This is a genomic window from Microbacterium sp. H1-D42, assembly GCF_022637555.1.
Taxonomy (GTDB): domain Bacteria; phylum Actinomycetota; class Actinomycetes; order Actinomycetales; family Microbacteriaceae; genus Microbacterium.
Map to the genome: position 1 here is coordinate 139,269 of NZ_CP093342.1, position 20,603 is coordinate 159,871.

Here is a 20,603-nt window from a genome sequence, read left to right on the forward strand (position 1 = left end):
CCCGAACGCAGCCCGGCTCAGGCGGCGGGGCGTGCCAGAATCATCGCGCCCCGCAGCGAAGCGTCCGCCCCGAACGCCGAGGGCACGATCTGCGGCGGATACGGGATGGCTCCCGTCAGTCGCTCGGACAGAGGGACGAGCAGAGCGTCGCCCGCACGGGTCATTCCGCCCCCGATGACGATGCGAGAGGGGTCGATCGTGAGGACGGCGGTGATGAGGTGGCGAGCGATCTCATCCACAGCATCCGCCCACATTCGCCGCGCCGCCTCAGAATGCGGAATCGCGGCGACCAGACTCGCGACATCGGTTGCCGGGACATCTTGCGCGGCCGCCACTCGTCTGCCCAGGCCGCTGCCGCCCGCGAACTCCTCCAGCGTGACGCCGTCATGGATGTCGATCACGGCGTATCCCACCTCTCCGGCAGACCCGTGCGCGCCGCGCAGCACCTCACCTGCGATGACTGGCGAGATCGCGATCCCCGTGCCGAGGTTGACGTACAACCCGATGTCCACGCCACTGAGCGCACCCTCCCGGCACTCGGCGAGCGACGCCGCCTTCACGTCATTCTCGATTCTGAGCGACGAGACGCCGAACTCCGCCTGCATTCGGTGCCCGAGCTCGAGATCCGACCATCCGATCACGTTGGGCGCGAGGTCGACACGGTCATCGAAGACGATGCCGGGGGTCGAGATGCCGACGGAGGCAAGTGGTCCGATCTGATCCACGAGGCGCCGCGCAGTCTCGAAGGTGCGCGAGAGAACCTCCTCGGCATTCTCGCCGTCCTCGATCTGCAGTCGTTCTTCAGCACAGTCTCCGTCGGGAGCCTCGGCCCGCAATGCGACCTTCGTGCCGCCGAAGTCGATTCCGAGCACGCTCATTGCCGCTACCACCGCCTGACCTCACGCGCCCAGCGTCGCCGTCGAGGCGATGAGCTGGTCGGCGACGGAGTCGAGATGAGCGCGCATTCCTTCGCGCCACAGTCGGAACTCGTCGACGGTGACCGCGCGGGCCTGCGCCATCCTGGCCACCTCCGCAGGGGCAGCCCCTCCGATGGACGTTCGCACGGCGACGAAGTTGTCGGCGTTCAGAGCGCGTGCGAAGTCCTCCGGAGTCAGCGAGACGTCACGGCCGGCGACCTCCTTGGTCACCTCGTGCACGCGAACAGGGTCGATGGTGCGCACATCGACGACACCTGCCGAGTCCGCCTCCCGCACGATCCGCGAGACCACGGCGTGCGCCTGCGTGAACGTCAGTCCGCCATCGCGGACGAGTGTGTCCGCGAGTTCGGTGGCGTTCGCGAACGATGACAGCGCACGCTCCCGCATCACATCGGTGTTCACCTGTATCGTGCCCAGAACACCCGTGAGCAGGTGCAGCACGTCCGTGAGGGTGTCCACGGCACGCCATGCGTATGGCTGCAGGTCGTCTTCAGTGTCGACGATGTCACCGAAGGGTGTGTTGTGCATCATTGTCAGCACGGTGGCGGCACTGGCGGATGCCGCCGAGAGCAGTGACCGGGAGTGCTCGATCGAGACGGGGTTCCGCTTCTGCGGCATGATCGACGAGATCTGCACATAGGGAGCCGCGACGCGGTACAAGCCGAACTCTGCCGTGCACCAGTTGAGGAAGTCCACGCAGCTGCGCCCCGTGTCGATCGCCATGAGCTGCAAGGCGATCGCCGAATGTGCGATGTAGTCGGTGGCGGCAACGGCATCGTAGGAATTCTCCACGACACCGCGGAACCCGAGAAGCTGCGCCATGTGCTCGCGATCGATGGCGAATCCGGTGCCGGTCAGCGCCGCGCCGCCCATCGGCGAGTAGTCCAAGCTCTCGTAAGCCTGCTGCACCCGGCGGATGTCGCGGCCGAGCACGTCGGCGATGGCGAGGAAGCGGTGTCCGAGCGTCGATGGCTGCGCCGGCTGGGTGTGCGTGTGCTCCAGCGAGAGCGTGTCGGCGTGCTCGCCACCGAGGCGCACCAGCGTCTCGTAGAGTTCGCCAGCGGCATCCAGCACGCGGATCAGCTGCCGACGCATGACCATGCGGTAGAGCGTCATGCCCATGTCATTGCGGCTGCGCGCCGTGTGGAGGCTGCCGGTGACATCGCCGCCGATGCGCATCATCTCGTTCTCCACAGTGAAGAACAGGTCCTCGAACTGGCCCGTGTACTCACTGGCGGCAAGAGCGTCGAGATCCAGCCCGTCGATCGCCCTTGCAATCGTGGCGGCGTCGGCGTCGTTCAAGATGCCGGCCCCGTGCAGCATGATCAGATGCGCGCGGTGGATCTGGATCATCGAGGGCAGCAGCATCCGCTTCGCCTCGTCATACGCAGGACGCAGGACAGCGGTCGTGTAGCTTTCGCCCGGGAAGGTGGCGCCGTCGCGCTGGACGATCTCGTCGCGGTTCATACTTCTTCTCTTTCAGGGGTCGTTCGGGAGTTGCAAAATGGAGCACGGGGCGTCAGAGCGTGGTGGCTGTGCCTTCTTTCGCCTCCATCCGGCGCGTGATGATCAGGACGCCGAGCACGAGGAACACCTGGATCATGCCGTACACCGAGCCGGTGCCGATGTTGCCCTGATAGTTCTCGTTGTTGATCGCGATCGACAACGGCACCCAAGCCGGCGTGTAGATGAGCACGCTCGCGACGAATTCGCCGACACCGTCGACGAAGGCGAGCAGTGCGCCGGCCATGATCCCCCGTGAGATCAGCGGCAGCACGACTTTTCGGAATGCGTGCCACCATGTGGCACCGAGGCTGCGCGCGGCATCTTCGAGATTCGGATCGAGTTGTGAGAAGGACGCGAAGGTCGAGCGGAAGATCAGAGGGTTGAATCGCACGAAGTAGGCCAGCGGGAGAATCGCGAAGGTGCCGACGAGGACCTGCCCGAATGCGAAGGGTGAGGGGCTCGAGAACGCCGTGATGAGGTTGATCGCGACGACCGTGCCAGGAAGTGCCCACGGCAGCATGATCGCGATGTCGAGGGCGAGCTTTCCGCGGAAATGCATCCGGCTCATGACATACGCAGCTCCGGCGCCGAGGATGACCGCGCCGCCGACGGCGATCACGCTCATCAGCAGAGAGTTCGTGACGGGACGCCAGAAGTCCACACCGCTGAACATCTGCGCCCACCACTCCAGCGTGTAGTCGCTGGGCAGCACGCTCGACAGCCAGCCGCCCTTCGCGGTGACCGACAGCACCGCGATCATCACGATCGGCAGCACGAGAAACAGCGTCGTGGGGACGGCGATCACGAACAGCAGCACCTTCAGTGGCGTCGAGGTGACTGTGGAGCGCTTTCGTCCGCCGCCCTTCGACTGGGTGCGGTAGACCTTGCGCTGCTCATAGGAGCGGATGATGGCGAGGAAGGCGATCGAGATGACGGCCAAGGTCGTCGAGATGATGGACGCCAGGCGCATGTCGCCGTTCGTCTTCGCGATCACGATCTGCTGGGTCATCACATCGGTGTATTGGAACAGCAATGGTGCCGTATACGACGACATCGCGGACATGAACGTGATCAATGCGCCGGCGACGAGCGCCGGGGTGAGCATCGGCAGGACGACCTTCATCCAGATGCGCGCCTTGCCGGCGCCCATCGACGCTGCTGCTTCTTCGAGTGAGGCGTCGGCGTTGGACAGCGCGGCGGAGACCGTCAGGAAGAAGTAGGGGTACATCGTCATCGCATGCACTATGAGGACCCCGGCGAGGCCCTGGAGCCAGAACATCTTCTGGTCGACGCCGAACCACTCCTGCATGGCGAAGGGGATGCGCCCGCCGACGCCGAAGAGCAGTTTGAACGACCACACGCCCATCAGGGGCGGCAGGGCGATCGGCAGCAGTGCGAGCACCTGACAGATGCGTCGGCCGGGGAAGTCCCAGCGGGTGAGCAGGATCGCCACGGCGGTGCCGAGCACGCCGGCGACCACCACCGAGAGCAGCGACAGCACGATCGATCCGCCGATGGCGGACGTCTGGGTGGGGTTGGCGAAGAAGTCGGCCCAGGCCTTGAACGAGAATCCGAGTACCGCGGCCTTGTCCTGAGAGACGCTGCGGCGGGCGGTGGCGATCATCGGGCCGATCACGTATCCGAGCAGCACCACGCCGAGCAGGGTGAGAGTCAGCACTGTCGACCAGCGGCGCTTGATCCACGGCGGACGCTTCGACGGGCCGGTGACCCGCTGCGCTGTTGTCAGCGAGCTCATCGCGCCTCCGCCGGGACGCAGTAGGCGGCTTCCTCGGGCAGCACGACGCGCATCATGTCGCCACGCTCGGGCCGTGCGTGCACTCCGGTCAGGTCGACCTTGATGCGTCCAAGCGACGAGTCGATCTCACACGACAGCGAATACCCGACGAAGTCGACGTCGGCGACCGTCCCCGAGATCACGTTGGTGTGCTCGTCGGATGCTGCTGGTCGGACCGTCTCGGCCCGCACCGTGGCGATGATCGGTGTTCCCGCCGCGAAGGTGACTCCGGGGGCGGCGTTCTCGGTGCGCACCTCCAGAGTGCTGCCGTCGGCAAGCGTGAGGGTCGCACGCCCCCCGTCAACGCGCTGGACGGTGGCATCGAGCAGGTTGTTGCGCCCGAGGAACCCCGCCACGAACGCAGTGTGCGGTCGGCTGTAGACCTCATCGGGGGTTCCGACCTGGTGCACGACCGCCGTGTTCATGACGGCGATGCGCGTCGACATCGCGAGCGCCTCGGCCTGATCATGCGTGACGTACACCGATGTGATGCCTGTCTCGGCGTGGAGGTCGCGAAGCGCTCCGCGCATCTCGAGGCGCAGCTTCGCGTCGAGGTTCGACATCGGCTCATCCAGCAGAAGCAGCTGGGGGCGGAAGACCAGCGCCCGGGCGAGCGCAACGCGCTGCTGCTGCCCGCCCGAGAGCTCGTCCACCCTGGCACCCGCCTGCGCGGCGAGCCCCACTTGATTCAGCACATCGCTGATGCGCTGCTCGGCCTCGGCTTTCTGCACCTTGCGCACGTCGAGTCCGAAGCCGACGTTGCGCGTGACGGACATGTGCGGGAACAACGCGTAGTTCTGGAACACCAGACCCACATCGCGCTTGTTCGCCGGCGCATACGTCACGTTGCGATCATCGAAATGGATCGTTCCGCTGTCGGGTTCCTCGAACCCGGCGATCATTCGCAGCGTCGTCGACTTGCCGCATCCCGACGGTCCGAGCAGGGTGAAGAACTCCCCGTCCGCGATCGTCAGATCGATGCCGTCCACGACGGTGCCGGATCGCGCGAATGACTTTCGCAGGTGGTGCAGTGTGACCGAGACCATCGTTCAGATCAGCCCTTGTCCTTGATGTTGTCGGCCCAGTAGGTCATCCACTCGTCCTGGTGGTCGGCGAACACGGCCCAGTCGATCTTCTGCTCGTTGATCTTGAAGTCCTTCATCCACTCGGGCTGGTCGGCCTCGGGGATGTCCATCGCTGAGATCTGGTAGTAATCGGCGGCGAGCTTCGCCTGCATCTTGGGCTCCATCAGGAAGTCCATGAACGACTGCGCAGCGGCCTGCTGCTTGTCGTTCTTGATGATTCCGACCCCGTCGACGAGCACCGGAGCACCCGACTTCGGCATGATGTAGCCCCACGGACGGTTGTTCTTGAGCGGCTGGATCAGCGCATCCTGCATGTTCCACACGGTGACCTGACCGGTGCCCTGGTCGAGTTGCGTGTACATGTCGTCGGGGGTGGCGGCATAGGAGACGGTGTTCGCGTCGATCTTCTTCAGCAGGTCGTAACCGGCGTCAGGGCTGCCGTCTTCTGCAAAGGCCGAGTAGACGATCGCTGCGTAGATCGTGCGCATCGTGCCGGAGGGCATGACGTCGCGAATGACGATCTTGTCCTTCCACTCGGGGTCGCCGAGGTCGCTCCAGTCCTGCGGGGCGGTTTCGGCGGTGAGGAGGTCGGAGTTGTAGATGATCACCTCGGGCAGCAGCATCTCTGCGATCCACTGACCATTGGGATCCTTGTACTTGTCGGCGACAGCGTCGCCGTTCTTGGGTGTGTAGGCAGCGAGCAGACCCTCGTCGGCTGCCTGCTCGAACTGCTGCTGTGTTCCGCCCCAGAGGAACCCGGCCTGCGGGTTGCCTGATTCGGCGCGCATGCGGTCGAGGTTGTCCTGGGCGCCGGCGATGACGGTGGTCACCTTGCCCGCATACTCGGGGAACTCCTTCTCGAACTCCGAGACGACCCAGGCGACCTCGTCCTTGTCGCGACCGGTGTAGATGGTCAGGCTCTCGCTGGGCTGCAGGGTCTCTGTGCCTGCTTCGGGCGTCTTGGACTTCTCGGGGGCGACATCGCCCGCGCAGCCCGACAACATCAGGGCGCCCGCCGCAGCGAACGTGGTGAGGGTGAGCAGTCGGCGCTTGGTGGTGTTGGTCTTCATATTCTTCCTCTTTGAAGGGAGTGGCGGGGTCTTTGAAGGGAGTGGCGGGGTTGCCACGGTCTGGGTCGGGCGGGGTGATGAGACTCCGAATGGATGCTGTTCATAGACCTCCCGTGAGCAGCTGCTGCCAGCAGCGGTTTAGAGCGGAGTCGAGTACGGCGTCCGGCTTCGGGCTTGCTGGGCGCACGGTGGGGAGGAACGGCAGATCTCCGCGCAGCGGCTGCAGCATCTCGTCGTGGTCCCTCTCGCGGAAGGCCCGTGCATGTCCGCCGAGCAGGATGACATGCGGGTCGAGCAGCGCCGTGATCACCGCGATGGCATGGGAGAACGCCGTGATCACGTCGGTGCGAATATGCAGCGCCGCCTGATCTCCGCTGTCGGCGAGAGCGAGCAGACGGTCGACCACCTGGCCGTTGACGGTGTGTCCGGCAGCCTCCAAGCGGGCGGCGATCGCCCGCGTCGAGGTGGTGTCCTCGAAGTCGGTGCGGTCGTTCGCGTTCAGCGGCGAGAGTCCGATCTCGCCAGCCGCGCCGTGGTCGCCCTCGATCAGTCGACCTGAAGCGATGATGCCCGCTCCGATACCGCGGGTCCCCAGATACAGGTACACGGCATTGTTGCTGGCGCGGACGTCGAGGACGCGACGCTCCGCCGCCATCATCAGATTCACATCGTTGTCGATCGTCACCACCGTGCCGAAACGCTCCTGCAGGAGTGCGCGCAACGGGACCACGTCGGTCCAGCCGAGGTCGGGTGCGGCGCTCACGTCACCGGTTGCAGCGTCGACCACGCCGGGAACCGCCACGCCCACGGCGAGTACGCGTGGCGTTCGAGCGATGAGCGCGGCAATGACCGCGGCGATCGACTCTGGAGTCACTTCGCCGTCAGTCGATGCGGAGCTGGTCTCGGCGATGATTCCGCCATGCAGGTTGACCATGCGCGCGCGCAGTCCGTCGGCGGTGCACGAGACCGCCAGCAGCGCCCCATGGTCACGCACGACCTCGAGCCGCACCGGGGGACGGCCGATGCTCTGCGCCTGCACGCCGAGTTCCCGCAGGATGCCGTCGTCGATGAGGCCACGCACGAGTCGGGTGATCAGCGACGAACTCACGCCGAACTGCTCGACGAGATCGGTGCGACTCTTGCGCTGCTCGTGCAGCGCCCCGACGAGGCGTGCGCGCTGCGTGCGGCGGTCCGCCAACGCGAGGGACGGCCGAGACATCAGTGGATCTCCGCCGCAGACAGCAGGTCGGTCTCATAGCGTTCGCCGACGCGGTGGCCGCCCTTGACGCGGATGAACCATTCGCGGTCTTGAATCCGCATGCCGCGACCAGAAGCGAGTACCCAGTACGGCCCGTTCACCGTCAGCTGTGTGTGATGGCATCCGAGCGCCGCTGACTTTGCAGACAGGTAGTCAGACACATCGAACTCGACGTCGATCACCGCATCGTCATGGACGCCGTCCGGATACTCTGACAGATCGGTGTCGACCCAGAGTCCCAGCTCTGCCGCATGCGTAGCCAGTTCCCTGAGATCGGCTGTGATCACATCGCGCGGGACGGCCGTCCAGTACACCAAAGGGACGTCCCAGACGGGGGCATCGCTGTCGGCGGTCGGATCGGCAGCGAGCTCGATGCCGCGCATCGTCACCCGATGCGTCTGGATGTGATCAGGATGCCCGTAGCCGCCGTTCGGGTCGTAGGTGACCACGACCTTCGGTCGCGTCTCGCGGATGATCTCGGCCATCAGCAGCCCGGCCTGGTCGAGATCGGCCTGCCAGAAGGCATCGGCTCGGTCGTTCGCCGGAATACCCATCCGGCCGGAGTCACGAAAGTGACCACGGCCGCCGAGATAACGATGGTCCGCCACCTGGAGCGCGTCGATCGCACAGGCGAGTTCACGGGCGCGCTCGGGTCCGAGCGCGTCATCTTCGTCGGCATGCAGGTGTTGGAGGTCGAGGACGGCGATGCGTCCCTGCTCGCCCATCGTCGACGTGACGACGGTGACCTGGTGCCCTTCTGCCACGAGGCGAGCGATCGTCCCGCCTGTCGCGCAGCTCTCGTCGTCCGGGTGGGCATGTGCGAAGAGAACGTTCACGGCGTTCGTCACGTCTATCTCCCTTGATCGGCGCATCAGCAGACTGCTTGAGTCGAGTTTGATTCTGACAGCAAGAATCAAACTCGAGAAGATCGGAAAATAAGTCGAGCTGATGCCCGGGTTCCGGTGAGATGGATATGAAACCCGAATCGATCACAGCCGCCGAGTTGATAATGGTTCTCATTAGCATTTAGCATGGGAGCATGCAGAAGCCTCTCGCCGCCCTCGCGCTCGCCGCAGCATCCGTCATCGTGCTCACCGGGTGCGCAACGACCGCGACCCCGGGCGGCGATGGCAGGGTTCAGGTCGTCGCCTCGACGAACGTGTACGGCTCGCTGGCCGCCGAGATCGGCGGTGACCGAGTCGAGGTGACCAGCCTGATCGACTCCGCAGCGAAGGATCCGCACTCCTACGAAGCCACCGCGCGCGACCGACTTGCCGTCCAGAAGGCCGATCTCGTGATCGAGAACGGCGGCGGCTACGACTCGTTCATGGAAGAGCTGCGCGACGGCTCGGATGCCACTGTCATCACCGCCGCGGAGTTCTCGCACGACTACCCGGATGCGATCGTCGACGACCACCACGGCGACGAGCACGCTGACGACGAGCACAGTGAAGACGCTCACGCGGGCCACGACCACATCGAGGGGTTCAACGAGCACGTCTGGTTCGATACGCACACGATCTCCCACGTCGTGGAGCAGATCGCCGACGATCTGACCGTGCTCGATCCCTCCGGAGCGTCCGCGTACGAGTCGGCTGCCAAGACGCTGACCGGCGAGCTCGCCGACATCGAGACCGAACTGGCCACACTGCACGAGAAGCTCGAGGGCACCCCGGTCTTCATCACCGAGCCGCTGCCCGGCCTGCTGGCCGCGGCCGCAGGTCTCGACGATGTCACCCCGGACGGATTCGCCTCGGCGGTCGAGGAGGGCAACGACGTGGCCCCGGCCACCCTGCTCGAGGGCCTTTCGCTCGTGGACAGCGGCGAGGTGCGGGCGGTGCTCACCAACGCGCAGACCGGCGGAGGCGAGACGGCGCGCATCGAGGATGCTGCGGAGCAGGCGGGCATCCCCGTGCTCGCCTTCTCAGAGCTGCTGCAGCCCGATCAGTCGTACGCTGAGTGGATGCACTCCGCGCTCTCCGACCTCGGCTCGCTCGCCGAATGACCGACGAGGTCCCTGCCGCGCCTGCTCCGGTGCTCAGCATCACCGGCGCGGCCCTGCACCGCGGCAGTCGAGAACTGTGGGCAGGACTCGACCTGGACGTCGCACCTGGCGAGTTCATCGCGGTGCTCGGGCCGTCTGGCTCTGGAAAGACCACGTTGCTGCGCAGCATCCTCGGCCTGCAGTCCCTGTCGGCCGGCAGCATTCGCGTCGCGGGTGAGCCGACCCGGCGGGGCAACCCGCGCATCGGCTACGTGCCCCAGCAGCGCCCACTGCCGCCGGACACCAGCATGCGCGCCCGCGACCTCGTCGCACTCGGCGTGCGCGGCACCCGCTTCGGACTGCCCATCCCCCGCAAGGGCGACCGAGAGCGCGTGGACGCCCTGCTCGAGGGCGTCGGTGCAGCGCACTACTCGGAACGTCCCGTAGGACTGCTCTCCGGTGGAGAGCAGCAGCGACTGCGGGTCGGTCAGGCCCTCGCCGATCAGCCCGCGCTGCTGCTGTGCGACGAGCCGCTGTCGAACCTCGACCTGGCCAACCAGCGCGGCGTGACCGACATCATCGACCGGCAGCGCCGAGAGCACGGCACCGCCGTGCTGTTCGTCACGCACGATATCAACCCGATCCTCGGCCGCGTCGATCGCATCCTCTACATCGCCGGCGGACGCTTCGTGCTCGGTACGCCGGATGAGGTACTGCAGAGCCGGGTGCTCACCGAGCTGTACGGCACACCCGTGTTCGTGCTGCGCGCCGGCGACCGGCTCGTCGTGGTCGGCGTGCCCGACGCAGAACCGCACCACGAGCACGGCGACGATGAGCCGACCAGTGCGGGAGCACACGCATGAGGGCGCTGGTCGACTGGAGCGACGTCTTCTCGTTCCAGGACTACGGCGAACTGCTCGCGCTGCTCTCGAACTCATTGATCGCCGGCGCTGTGCTCGGCATCGTCGGCGGGCTCATCGGCGTCTTCGTCATGCAGCGCGATCTGGCCTTCGCCGTGCACGGGATCAGCGAGCTGTCGTTCGCCGGTGCCGCGGCGGCCCTGCTGTTCGGCGGCAGTGTCGTGGTCGGATCCATCGGCGGTGCACTGGCGGCGGCCATCCTCATCGGGCTTCTCGGCTCGCGGGCGCGCGATCGCAACTCCATCGTCGGCGTGCTGATGCCGTTCGGGCTTGGCCTCGGCATCCTGTTCCTCTCGCTCTACGACGGCCGCAGCGCCAATCGTTTCGGGCTTCTGACCGGGCAGATCGTGTCGGTCTCCAACCCTGATCTCGGCTGGCTGATCGGCATGAGCATGATCGTGCTGGTCGGGCTGCTGCTGATGTGGAATCCGCTGCGCTTCGACTCGCTCGACCCCGACTCCGCCGCCGCGCGCGGAGTGCCCGTTCGAGCGGTGAATCTCGTCTTCATGGTGCTGCTCGGCCTGATCGTCGCCGTCAGCGTGCACATCATCGGCGCGCTGCTGGTGATGGCCCTGCTGGTGACCCCTGCTGCCGCCGCGATGCGGCTCTCGGTCGGTCCGGTCGCGGTTCCCCTGTTGGCCGCGCTGTTCGGATTCCTCTCCGCCGTCGGCGGCATCATGCTCGCCCTGGCCGGCACCCTGCCGGTGAGTCCGTACATCACCACGATCTCCTTCCTGATCTACGTCGGATGCTGGATCACCCAGCGCCTGCGCCGACGGACCCGACGCATAGCCAAGTGATGAGATCATGTACGCGGGGGCCGAAACTTGAGAAAGGCGACTTCCCTTGAGCAATACGCAACAGCCCGGCGGGCAGCAGAACGGCGACTTCTTCGACCAGCTGCTGACCAACGCGCCGAAGGGCGAGCAATCTGCTTTCACGCAGGCTTTCCGCGGGTACGACAAGGGTGAGGTCGACGCCGCGATCGCGACCCTGAAGGATCAGGTGGTGCGACTCACCGCCGACCTCGATGACGTGGATGCCAGGCGCCGCTCCGAACTGGCGACCGTTCGCGGCGAGAACGAGCAGTCGCTGGCCGACGCTCTCGCCGACAGCGACTCGCGCGTCGCCGACCTCGAGAACGAGGTCGCGGCAGCCGAGGCACGGGTGAACGCCGCCAATGCGCTGGCCGAGGAGGCGAACGCCAAGGCTGAGGACTCCGCTGCGCAGGTCGCGACCCTCACCGCTGAACTGACCGATGCGCCGCGCGGCGAGGACGACGGCGCCGAGGAGCCGCAGAGCCGCCAGCAGTTCGAAGCCGTGCTCCGGGTGGCCGAAGAGCAGGCGAGCGTGCTGATCCACAACGCCGCGACCCAGGCCGAGCGGCTGCTCGAGGCGGCCCGCGAGGAGACCGAGGCCAAGCGCGCCGAACTCGCCGCTGACGTCGCCCGCATCACCGCGCAGGCACAGCAGGATGCCGACCAGGTGCGCCTGAAGATCGATACCGAGCTGACCGCGCACGAGGCACGACTGGAGCGCGAAGCGGCGCACGCCGCCGAGAAGGTCGTGCAGGCCGAGCGTGAGGCCGCGACGGTGCGCACCGAGGCCGAGAAGGGCGCCGCCGCGCTGCGCGCGATGGTCACGCGCGAGACGACGGACATGCGATCGGATGCTGAGCGCGAGGTCCGCGAGCTGAACGCACGCACCCTGGAGTTCGAAGAGACGCTCACGCGTCGCCAGGACGACGCCCAGCAGGAGTTCCTGGTGCTGCACAACCAGGCCGTCGCGCACGCCGAGCGCATCACGTCGGATGCCAACGAGCAGGTCGCCGCGTCGCTGGAGCACGCGCAGCGCATCTCGGGCAAGGCGGAGGACTACGAGCGGCTGATGCGCACGCAGGCACAGGCGATCGAGGCCGAGGCGCAGGTGCGCGCCCGCGAGACGCTCGAGCGCGCCCGTGTCAAGGCGCAGAAGATCGTCGACAGCGTCACCGGGCACGCAGGCGGGGTGCTGCGGGATGCTGAGGATCAGACCCGCCAGCTGCGCTGGCAGCAGCAGCAGCTGACCAGCTTCATGTCGGAGGTGCGCGAGATGCTCCGCCCTGAGGGCGTGCTGACCGGCCCGCCGGCCGCAGCATCCGACTCCGCCGCCGATCGGGCATCCGAGGTTCCGGCCGACGACGCGGACGACGCGCAGGACGACGACGCCACCGAGGACGAGGACTGATCGTCGCCTCCGCACCGGTCGCGCGAGTGGCCGACCACGATGCCTCGGCACGGGTCGAACAGGCGACCGGCGCGGACAGGATCGGCGGCCAGGCAACACACGACGGCCCGGCCTAGACTCGGAATATGGCTCAGCGGAACACCTGGCAGCGCGAGCGCGTGCGCGACGCGCTCGCCGAGGCGCGCGGTTTCGTGAGCGCGCAGAGCCTGCACGCCGACCTGCGCCAGGCCAACACCGGCATCGGCCTCGCCACGGTGTACCGCGCGCTCGCGGGTCTCGCCGCGTCCGGCGACGCCGATTCGCTGCAGAGCCCCGAGGGCGAGGCGCTGTACCGGGCCTGCACCACCCAGGGCCACCACCATCATCTGATCTGTCGGTCCTGTGGGCTCACGGTCGAGATCGAGGCGAAGGACGTCGAGCAGTGGGCCAAGCGCACCGCTGCGCTGCACGGCTTCCGTGACGCTGAGCACGTCGTCGACATCTTCGGTCTGTGCGCCGCCTGCGCGAACCGTCAGGACGCCGAGGCCGGCGCGTGACCCCTGTCACGCCGGGGGTGTCGTCGCCGGCATCCACCTCGTCGCACACCGCGCACGCGCATCGGCACCCGCCGCGTCGCGTGCCCACGGTGAAGGCGATCGGCATCGGCATCGGCATCATCGCCGTGCTCGTCCTCATCGACGTCTTCGCACCCACGCTGTTTCCCGCCGCGCTGCCCGACCGCGCTCAGGACGGGCTGACGCTCAGCCTCAGCGTGCTGATCGAGGCGCTGCCGTGGGTGATCCTCGGCGTGCTGCTGTCGATCGTCGTGCAGGTGTGGCTGCCTTCCGACGCCGTGCAGCGCTGGCTGCCCCGCAACGCGTGGGCCCGGCGGGCCGTGCTGTCGCTGCTCGGCATGTTCATTCCGGTCTGCGAGTGCGGCAACGTGCCCTTCGCGCGCGGTCTGATGATGCGCGGCCTCGCTCCGGCCGAGGCGCTGACCTTCCTCATCGCCGCGCCCATCGTCAATCCGATCGTCATCCTGACCACGCATGCGGCGTTCGGATGGGACGGCGGCATCCTGGTCGCGCGGCTTGTCGGCGGCTTCGTCATCGCCAACCTCATCGGCTGGATCTACAGTCGCCACCGCGACCCGCAGGCGCTGCTCACTGCCCGCTTCGTCGAGACGTGCGAGCAGGTGACTCACGAGCCAGGATCCCCGGCGCGCCGCAGTCTGATGCAGTTCCTCATCGAGCTGCGCGCCGTCATGCCCGCCCTCGTGATCGGCTCCGCGCTCGCCGGCGCGGTGCAGGTGCTCATCCCGCGCGACGTGCTGCTGGCGATCGGGTCGAACCCGGTGCTGTCGATCCTCGCGATGGTGGCCCTCGCGATGACGGTGGCGATCTGCTCGAACGTCGACGCGTTCTTCGCGCTCTCGTTCGCCTCGTCGTTCTCGGCAGGGGCGATCATCGCGTTCCTCATCGTCGGTCCGCTCGTCGACGTGAAGATGATCGCGCTGCTGCGCACCACCTTCACGACCCGCGTGATCGCCGGCATCGTCGGCGTCGTGATCCTGGCCGCCTGTGCGATCGGGATGGGGGTGAACGTCCTTGGCTGAGCACGAGGGTGCGGCGCCGAAGCTGCACGCGCTCGCCACCCGCTGGCTGGGTGTGGGACTGGCGACCGTGCTGGCCGTCGTCACGCTCGGTCTCGCCGTCACCGGGCGACTCACGCTGTACATCAGCCCCGAGACGGTCTGGTTCGCTGCCGCGGCCGCCGCGGTGACCCTCATCCTCGCCGTCTGGTCATGCACTCTGCCGCTGGGCGCCGAAGGCGACCACGACCACACGGTCGCGGCGAGTGGATCGGATGCTGCTGCCGCGCGCCGTCGGGTGCTGCAGACCGTGGCCGTCGTATCCGGCGGCGTGATTTCCTCGGCGGTCGTGCTCGCCGCGCTGCTGCTGCCACCGGCATCCCTCTCGGCGGAGCTCGCCGTCTCGCGCGCGGGGGAGACCCCGACGCTGTTCGCCGGATCGGACGATGTGTCGCTGGGGGTGGCCGACACGACGACCTTCGGGGTGGGCGAGTGGTCGACCGCGTTCGCCACATCGACTCGCCCCGAGAAGTACGACGGGGCCCCTGTCACGCTCACGGGCTTCGTGACACCCGCCGAGGACGGCGACGTGAATCTGACCCGCATGGTGATCTCGCACTGCGTGATCGACGCACAGCCCGCTTCGGTGGCGATCGCCGGATCGGGCCTCGACGAGTCGTACGACACCGGGCAGTGGATCGAGGTGGCCGGCACCGTGCGCGCCGACAGCGATGGGACGCTGCGGGTCGAGCCGGCGTCCGTGACCAAGATCGAAGAGCCGAAGGATCCGTATGAGTACTGACGGATCCGACGGACAGCCCCTCACCCGCGCACAGCTGCGCGCGCAGCGCGCTGCCCAGGAGGCCGCCGCTCACGAGGGCACCGCGGACGAGGGCACCGCGCAGGCGGGGCCGACCGAGCAGGCGCAGCCCGCCGCGCAGTACGAGCCCGCAACTGACGAGGCCGCCACGCAAGAGCAGCCCGCCGAGCCCGAGCTCCCGCTCCCCGAGCCCGAGCTGCCATTCCCGCCGGTGCCAACACCGTCCGGCCCGGTGCCCACCATCCCGGCACTCGCCACCACTTCGGGGGCCGACACGCCAGATGTCGGACCGAACGCCGGGAACCGTCCGACATCTGGCGTGTCGGCCCCCAGAACGCAAACCCCGCAAGCGTCGCGAACCGGCACCAACCGGCGCTTCGCGCTCACCCTGTGGTCGGTGCTCGGCGTCCTGGCGCTCGTCGTCGGCATCTTCGGCGTCGTGAGCCTCACACAGGGACCCCGTCTCAGCGAAGTGCAGGTCGACCCGGCCCAGGCGATCGAGTCCAGCGGCAGCCGTCTCATCCTCACGGCCAATCAGAGCCTGGACACCGTCGACGCCGAGCAGGTCACCGTCGAACCCGCCGTGCCGTTCACCGTTGATGCGAACGGTCGCAGCATCGGCATCCGCTTCACCACGCCTCTGGACGACGAGACGAAGTACCAGGTATCGGTGAGTGGCGTCACCGCGGCAGGCGGCGGCCCCTCGAGTGACCTCGAGACCTCGTTCAGCACTCCCGCCTCGCAGATCTTCCTGCTGCAGCGCACCGCCGATGAAGACAGCATCTTCATCGCCGATCTCAGCGGTGAGAAGGCCACCCCGGTGTTCACGCACCCGCGCATCGACGACTACCGGGCCACGCCCGACCTGCTGGTCGTCGCGGTCGAGTCCGACGAGGGCTCGCAACTGCTGGTGATGAACCGCGACGGATCGGATCAGCGCGAACTGAAGCTGCCGGGCGAGGGCTACGTGTCCTCTGTGCAGGTGACCGACCGCGGCGGCCTCGTCGGCTACAGCTACTCCGATCGCGAGCTCACCGAGACCTCGGGCCGCGCGAGCGTGCTCGTCACGCAGTCCCTCAGCGGCGCCGACGAGCCGCGCATCGTGCAGATCGGCGACACCGACGCGAGCATCGCCGAGTGGCAGTTCGTGCCGGGATCGTCGTCACTGCTGTTCATCGACTTCGACGGGGCGCTGAGCCTCGAAGACCCCACCACCGATGCGGGAGTGGAGTCGATGGGCATCGCTGCCAGCATCCTCGGCGTCACGCGCACCACCTTCACCGCGATCATCGAGCGCGCCGACGCGAGCATCGTGCAACTGGATCTCGCCGACGGCGGCGAGCAGCCGCTGACGCCATCCGAGCCCGATTACGGCGACCCCACTGCGATCGAGACCTTCCCCGGCGGCACGCTGCGCTACATCGTGCAGCGCGACGACAGCGGGATGCCGACTGGCCAGGCCGTCGTCAAGGTCGACGACGACGGCACGGCCACCGTCATCTCCGAGGTCAGCGGCACCGACGCGATCCTGCAGGTGTGCGCATCGCCGAGCGGCCAGTACGCGGCGGTCGTGATCGCCCCGGATCTGCCCAGCAACCCCTACGACGATCTGCTGCTGCCGCTGCCGACGACGCTGCACACGCAGCTGCTCGATCTGCGGGGCGACGCCAAGATGCCGGTCCTGAACGGCTTCGACATCTCGTGGTGCCGGTCGGTGCAGCAGCAGTGAGTGCGCCCGATCCGGTCGGAGAGGGGCGGATGCTGCGCGCAGCCACCCGCGCGGACCTGCTCGGACTGCCGATCGAAGTCGCCCCTCGCCTGCTCGGAGCGCACCTCGCGACCGTCGTCGACGGTGCTGAGACGATGCTTCGGATCACCGAGGTCGAGGCCTACCACGGCAAGGGCACCGGCACCGTGCCCGACCCCGGCTCACACGCCCGCATGGGGCCGACCGCACGCAACGCGACGATGTGGGGCGAGCCCGGTCACCTGTACGTGTACCTGAGTCATGGCATCCACTCGTGCATCAACGTCGTGTGCGGCCCCGACGGCGAAGCAGGGGGCGTGCTGCTGCGCGCCGGCGAGGTGATCGCCGGGTCGGATGCTGTCGCCGCGCGCCGCGGCATCGCGACGCCGCTGTCGCGCATTGCACTGCGCGACCTCGCACGCGGACCTGGGCGCCTCGGTCAGGCGATGGGCCTGCGGCATGCGCTGCACGACGGCATCGACTTCGCGTCTGGGGCGGCGATGAACGGCGCGACAGCCCAGCTGCTGTGGAGCGACCTGCCCGTCGGGGTGTCGACCGGGCCACGGGTGGGTGTGGCCGGTCTCGCCGGCACGATGGCGTTCCCGTGGCGGTTCTGGATCACGGGCGACCCGACCGTATCGCCGTTCCGCTGGGGGCGCGGCGCCGCCGAGGCCGCCCGCACTCTCGAGGATGCCGGCTGACAGCATCCGACATCTCGTCCCGCGTCAGCGGAAGAGTGCCACTCGTCAGTCGTCTGCGGTGCAGCCGCACGACTCGCGCACCCGCAACTGCGTCGCGAACTCGACGTAGCGCGGCACGGAGTCGGGGTCGAGCACGGCGCGGATCGCGGTCTCGGCCATCTGCTCGAGCGGCTGCACGACCGTCGTCATGCGCGGCCATACGAAGTCCACTGAGGCGGTGCCGTCGAACGAGACGATCGCGACATCCTCGGGCACCCGAACTCCGCCCTCGCGCAGCGCGGTCAGCAGTCCTACGGCGATCTGGTCTGACGCTGCGAGCACGGCGCGGGGCAGCGTACCGCGTTCCACCAGTCGCCGGCCGGCGTCGTAGCCGCCCTGGTACGAGAACGTCGTGTGCACGAGTGCGCCGGGTGTGAGGTGCGCATCGCCGAGGGCCTCCTGCCATCCGCGCTCGCGGGGGTCGTAGCGTGCGGCGCTGCCGATGAAGGCGATGTCGGTGTAGCCGTGGCCGATGAGGTGCTCGACACCCATCCGCGCGCCGGCGGCGAAGTCCACACCCACCCCCGACAGGCCGTCGGTCTCGCCGAACTGTCCGATCATGACGCTCGGGATGCCCAGCCGCTCGATCAGGGCCTGCTCGCCCGCGGTGAGGACGCTGGCGATGATCAGACCGCTGATCTGCCGCGATGCGAGGTCGCGGATCTGCTCGGAGGTCGGCGCTTGCCTCCGATCGCTGTTCACGATCAACAACTGACGTGAGCGGTCTGCGCTGGCCTGGTCGAGCGCGTGGCAGAGCTCGGCGAAGAAAGGGTTGCGGTTGTCGTTCACGAGCAGTCCGAGCATGTCGGCCTGACCCTTCGACAGCGCGCGAGCTGCGAGGTTGGGACGGTACCCCAGTACCCGCACGGCGTCGAGCACACGCTCCTTCGTCAGCGGTGCGACCGCCTTCGGGCCGTCGTTGAGCACGTAACTGACCACGGCGGTGCTGACGCCCGCGTACCGGGCGACATCGGCACGGGTGACCGGGCGCGGTCGCGCGTCGTCAGACACGCGGATCTCCCATGTCGGGGACGATGAGACGCTCGCCGCCACGGCGCGCGGACTCGTGCGCGATCACCCCTGGCAGCGTGAACCGCGCCGCCTGCCAGGCGTTCACCGGCGGAAGCGTGCCGTCGTCCACTGCGCGAACGAAGTCGTCCACGAGGAAGTGGTGGCTGCCTTCGTGCCCGTTGCTCAAATGGCTCAGCTCGACGGGGATGCGACCGCGGTCCGCTTCATGGATCTCGGCGTAGCCGGAGATGAACGCGTCGCGCAGGGCCGGTGCGACGTGTGCCAGTGACGGGTCGTCGGCCGACAGCGAGGCGTGCGTGTCGATCAGGTGTGAGATGTCTTCGACGCCCTCGCGGTTCTGCCAGACGGTGGTCAGCGCCAGCTGCTCGAACGAGCCCTCGGTGCCGAACCAGCGGAAGCGCGACTCGCGCAGGTGCGATGGGTAGCCGACGCGGCGGAACTCGTTGATGCGCATCGACCCGCCGGCGGCGAGCTCGAACAGCGCCGTGGCGTTGGAGAAATCGTTGTCGAACTGGCTCACCGATCGGTCGAAGACGCCGTCGCCGCGCTGGTCCGTCACGCCGATCGCCGAGACGGCGGTGGCATGCGTCGGCCATGCACCGAGGACGCCGCCGATCGAATGCGTGGGATACAGCAGCGGTGGATAGCTGGCTGTGGCCTTCCACTCGGCGCCGCCGGAATACTGGTACGCCTCGTAGAACCCGAGATCCATGTCGTGGACGTAGTCGCCCTCGCCGTAGAACAGTCGCCCGAAGGCACCCTCTGCCAGCTTCTGCCGTGCGAACACGGTGGCGGGGTTGTAGTAGCTGGTCTCACCCATCATGTAGGTAAGCCCGGTCTCGCGGACGGCGTCGATGATCGCGGCGATCTCGTCGACCGTGATCGCCATCGGCACCGCGGAGTAGACGTGCTTTCCGGCGCGCAGCGCCTGTACCACCAGTGGGCCGTGAGTCCACCGCTGGGTGAAGATGGCGATGGCGTCGACAGATGCGAGCATGTCGTCGAATGTGGCGAAGGAACCGGCCAATCCGGCTGAGCGCACCAGCTCATCGGCGCGTGACGAGACGACATCGGTCACGTAGACCGCTGATACGCCCGGATGATGGTGGAAGAGAGTCGCGAACTGGCCGGCGAACTGACCCGCTCCTACGATCCCCAGAGTGAACGCCATGAGTCGCAGTCTTCCACCGGTCATCTACGGGTGTCAACTGGAAAAGGGATCCCGGAACCTTGCCCCTCAGTAGGGTTCCGAGACCCCTGAGACCCCCAGTGATCTACGCGGGTAAACGTACCACGTTTCGGTCGATTTTGCACGCTTTTTCTTCGACCCCGGTCAAGGGCATGGGCTGAGCCGTGCTAGGCTGACTCTTTGTCTGCGCGCTCTCCTGTGCGCAGTTCGCATCCCTTTCCCTCCCGCGCGGACCATTTCGCGCGCGAAGAAGGGGTGCAGACAAGGGATCTTGGGTGAGGCCGTCCGGCCTCACGGTATAGAAGGAGTCACAACATGGCAGCAGTGTGCCAGGTGACCGGAGCTGTTCCCGGCTTTGGTCACAACATCTCGCACTCGCACCGCCGGACGAAGCGCCGCTTCGACCCGAACGTGCAGAAGAAGACGTACTACGTGCCGTCGCTCGGCCGTAAGGTCACCCTGAACGTGTCCGCCAAGGGCATCAAGGTGATCGACGTTCGCGGCATCGAGAAGGTTGTCGCAGACCTCAAGGCGAAGGGTGTGAAGCTCTAATGGCCAAGAAGGCTCAGGACGTACGTCCGATCATCAAGCTCCGTTCGACGGCGGGCACCGGTTACACCTACGTGACCAAGAAGAACCGTCGCAACACCCCCGACCGCCTTGTGCTGAAGAAGTACGACCCGGTGGTCCGCAAGCACGTCGAATTCCGAGAGGAGCGTTGAT

The 20,603-nt window shown here is 67.3% G+C and carries 20 protein-coding genes; 11 read left to right on the forward strand and 9 right to left on the reverse strand.

Features of this window, described 5'->3' with window-relative positions:
• Positions 1 to 17 precede the first annotated feature (17 nt).
• From MNR00_RS00705 to mshB, 7 genes are all read right to left on the reverse strand, one after another.
• Positions 18 to 878 (reverse strand): ROK family protein, encoded by an 861-nt coding sequence (locus tag MNR00_RS00705; protein WP_241927256.1) that lies wholly within the window; start codon positions 876 to 878, stop codon positions 18 to 20.
• 21 nt (positions 879 to 899) lie between these two features.
• A complete protein-coding gene (gene argH / locus MNR00_RS00710; RefSeq protein WP_241927257.1) occupies positions 900 to 2,405 on the reverse strand; it encodes an argininosuccinate lyase in 1,506 nt (501 codons plus the stop codon).
• 52 nt (positions 2,406 to 2,457) lie between these two features.
• The gene (locus tag MNR00_RS00715) at positions 2,458 to 4,200 is read right to left on the reverse strand and encodes an iron ABC transporter permease (RefSeq protein WP_241927258.1); all 1,743 of its coding nucleotides are present in this window, start codon (positions 4,198 to 4,200) and stop codon (positions 2,458 to 2,460) included.
• A complete protein-coding gene (locus MNR00_RS00720; RefSeq protein WP_241927259.1) occupies positions 4,197 to 5,285 on the reverse strand; it encodes an ABC transporter ATP-binding protein in 1,089 nt (362 codons plus the stop codon). Before MNR00_RS00720 ends, MNR00_RS00715 begins: the two co-directional genes overlap by 4 nt.
• An 8-nt stretch (positions 5,286 to 5,293) precedes the next feature.
• Positions 5,294 to 6,394 (reverse strand): extracellular solute-binding protein, encoded by a 1,101-nt coding sequence (locus tag MNR00_RS00725; RefSeq protein ID WP_241927260.1) that lies wholly within the window; start codon positions 6,392 to 6,394, stop codon positions 5,294 to 5,296.
• 100 nt (positions 6,395 to 6,494) lie between these two features.
• Positions 6,495 to 7,613: an ROK family protein gene (locus MNR00_RS00730; RefSeq protein ID WP_241927261.1), complete on the reverse strand. Its 1,119-nt coding sequence runs from the start codon at positions 7,611 to 7,613 to the stop codon at positions 6,495 to 6,497.
• On the reverse strand, positions 7,613 to 8,500 hold the full coding sequence (mshB, locus tag MNR00_RS00735) for an N-acetyl-1-D-myo-inositol-2-amino-2-deoxy-alpha-D-glucopyranoside deacetylase (RefSeq protein WP_241927262.1): 888 nt from the start codon (positions 8,498 to 8,500) through the stop codon (positions 7,613 to 7,615). The genes MNR00_RS00730 and mshB overlap by 1 nt, the downstream gene beginning before the upstream one ends.
• A gap of 191 nt (positions 8,501 to 8,691) precedes the next feature.
• Between mshB and MNR00_RS00740 the strand changes: the two genes are divergently transcribed.
• From MNR00_RS00740 to MNR00_RS00780, 9 genes are all read left to right on the forward strand, one after another.
• Positions 8,692 to 9,657: a zinc ABC transporter substrate-binding protein gene (locus tag MNR00_RS00740; protein ID WP_241927263.1), complete on the forward strand. Its 966-nt coding sequence runs from the start codon at positions 8,692 to 8,694 to the stop codon at positions 9,655 to 9,657.
• The gene (locus tag MNR00_RS00745; RefSeq protein ID WP_241927264.1) at positions 9,654 to 10,499 is read left to right on the forward strand and encodes a metal ABC transporter ATP-binding protein; all 846 of its coding nucleotides are present in this window, start codon (positions 9,654 to 9,656) and stop codon (positions 10,497 to 10,499) included. Before MNR00_RS00740 ends, MNR00_RS00745 begins: the two co-directional genes overlap by 4 nt.
• Positions 10,496 to 11,356, forward strand: a complete 861-nt coding sequence (locus MNR00_RS00750; protein WP_241927265.1) for a metal ABC transporter permease — start codon at positions 10,496 to 10,498, stop codon at positions 11,354 to 11,356. Before MNR00_RS00745 ends, MNR00_RS00750 begins: the two co-directional genes overlap by 4 nt.
• 46 nt (positions 11,357 to 11,402) lie before the next feature.
• Positions 11,403 to 12,782, forward strand: a complete 1,380-nt coding sequence (locus MNR00_RS00755; RefSeq protein WP_241927266.1) for a cell division initiation protein — start codon at positions 11,403 to 11,405, stop codon at positions 12,780 to 12,782.
• 125 nt (positions 12,783 to 12,907) lie between these two features.
• Positions 12,908 to 13,318, forward strand: coding sequence for a transcriptional repressor (locus MNR00_RS00760; RefSeq protein ID WP_241927267.1), 411 nt, complete (start codon positions 12,908 to 12,910; stop codon positions 13,316 to 13,318).
• 80 nt (positions 13,319 to 13,398) lie between these two features.
• On the forward strand, positions 13,399 to 14,376 hold the full coding sequence (locus tag MNR00_RS00765) for a permease (protein WP_241928889.1): 978 nt from the start codon (positions 13,399 to 13,401) through the stop codon (positions 14,374 to 14,376).
• Positions 14,369 to 15,154: a TIGR03943 family protein gene (locus tag MNR00_RS00770; protein ID WP_241927268.1), complete on the forward strand. Its 786-nt coding sequence runs from the start codon at positions 14,369 to 14,371 to the stop codon at positions 15,152 to 15,154. The genes MNR00_RS00765 and MNR00_RS00770 overlap by 8 nt, the downstream gene beginning before the upstream one ends.
• A complete protein-coding gene (locus MNR00_RS00775; protein ID WP_241927269.1) occupies positions 15,144 to 16,901 on the forward strand; it encodes a hypothetical protein in 1,758 nt (585 codons plus the stop codon). The genes MNR00_RS00770 and MNR00_RS00775 overlap by 11 nt, the downstream gene beginning before the upstream one ends.
• 29 nt (positions 16,902 to 16,930) lie before the next feature.
• A complete protein-coding gene (locus MNR00_RS00780; protein WP_241928890.1) occupies positions 16,931 to 17,620 on the forward strand; it encodes a DNA-3-methyladenine glycosylase in 690 nt (229 codons plus the stop codon).
• 45 nt (positions 17,621 to 17,665) lie between these two features.
• On the opposite strand, the gene MNR00_RS00785 is transcribed toward MNR00_RS00780, so the two are convergent.
• Positions 17,666 to 18,670 (reverse strand): LacI family DNA-binding transcriptional regulator, encoded by a 1,005-nt coding sequence (locus MNR00_RS00785; RefSeq protein ID WP_241927270.1) that lies wholly within the window; start codon positions 18,668 to 18,670, stop codon positions 17,666 to 17,668.
• Positions 18,663 to 19,862, reverse strand: coding sequence for a Gfo/Idh/MocA family oxidoreductase (locus MNR00_RS00790; protein WP_241927271.1), 1,200 nt, complete (start codon positions 19,860 to 19,862; stop codon positions 18,663 to 18,665). Before MNR00_RS00790 ends, MNR00_RS00785 begins: the two co-directional genes overlap by 8 nt.
• A 333-nt stretch (positions 19,863 to 20,195) precedes the next feature.
• On the opposite strand from MNR00_RS00790, the gene rpmB reads away from it, so the two are divergent.
• On the forward strand, positions 20,196 to 20,432 hold the full coding sequence (rpmB, locus tag MNR00_RS00795; RefSeq protein WP_241927272.1) for a 50S ribosomal protein L28: 237 nt from the start codon (positions 20,196 to 20,198) through the stop codon (positions 20,430 to 20,432).
• Positions 20,432 to 20,602, forward strand: coding sequence for a 50S ribosomal protein L33 (gene rpmG, locus MNR00_RS00800; protein WP_046014935.1), 171 nt, complete (start codon positions 20,432 to 20,434; stop codon positions 20,600 to 20,602). Before rpmB ends, rpmG begins: the two co-directional genes overlap by 1 nt.
• Position 20,603 lies beyond the last annotated feature (1 nt).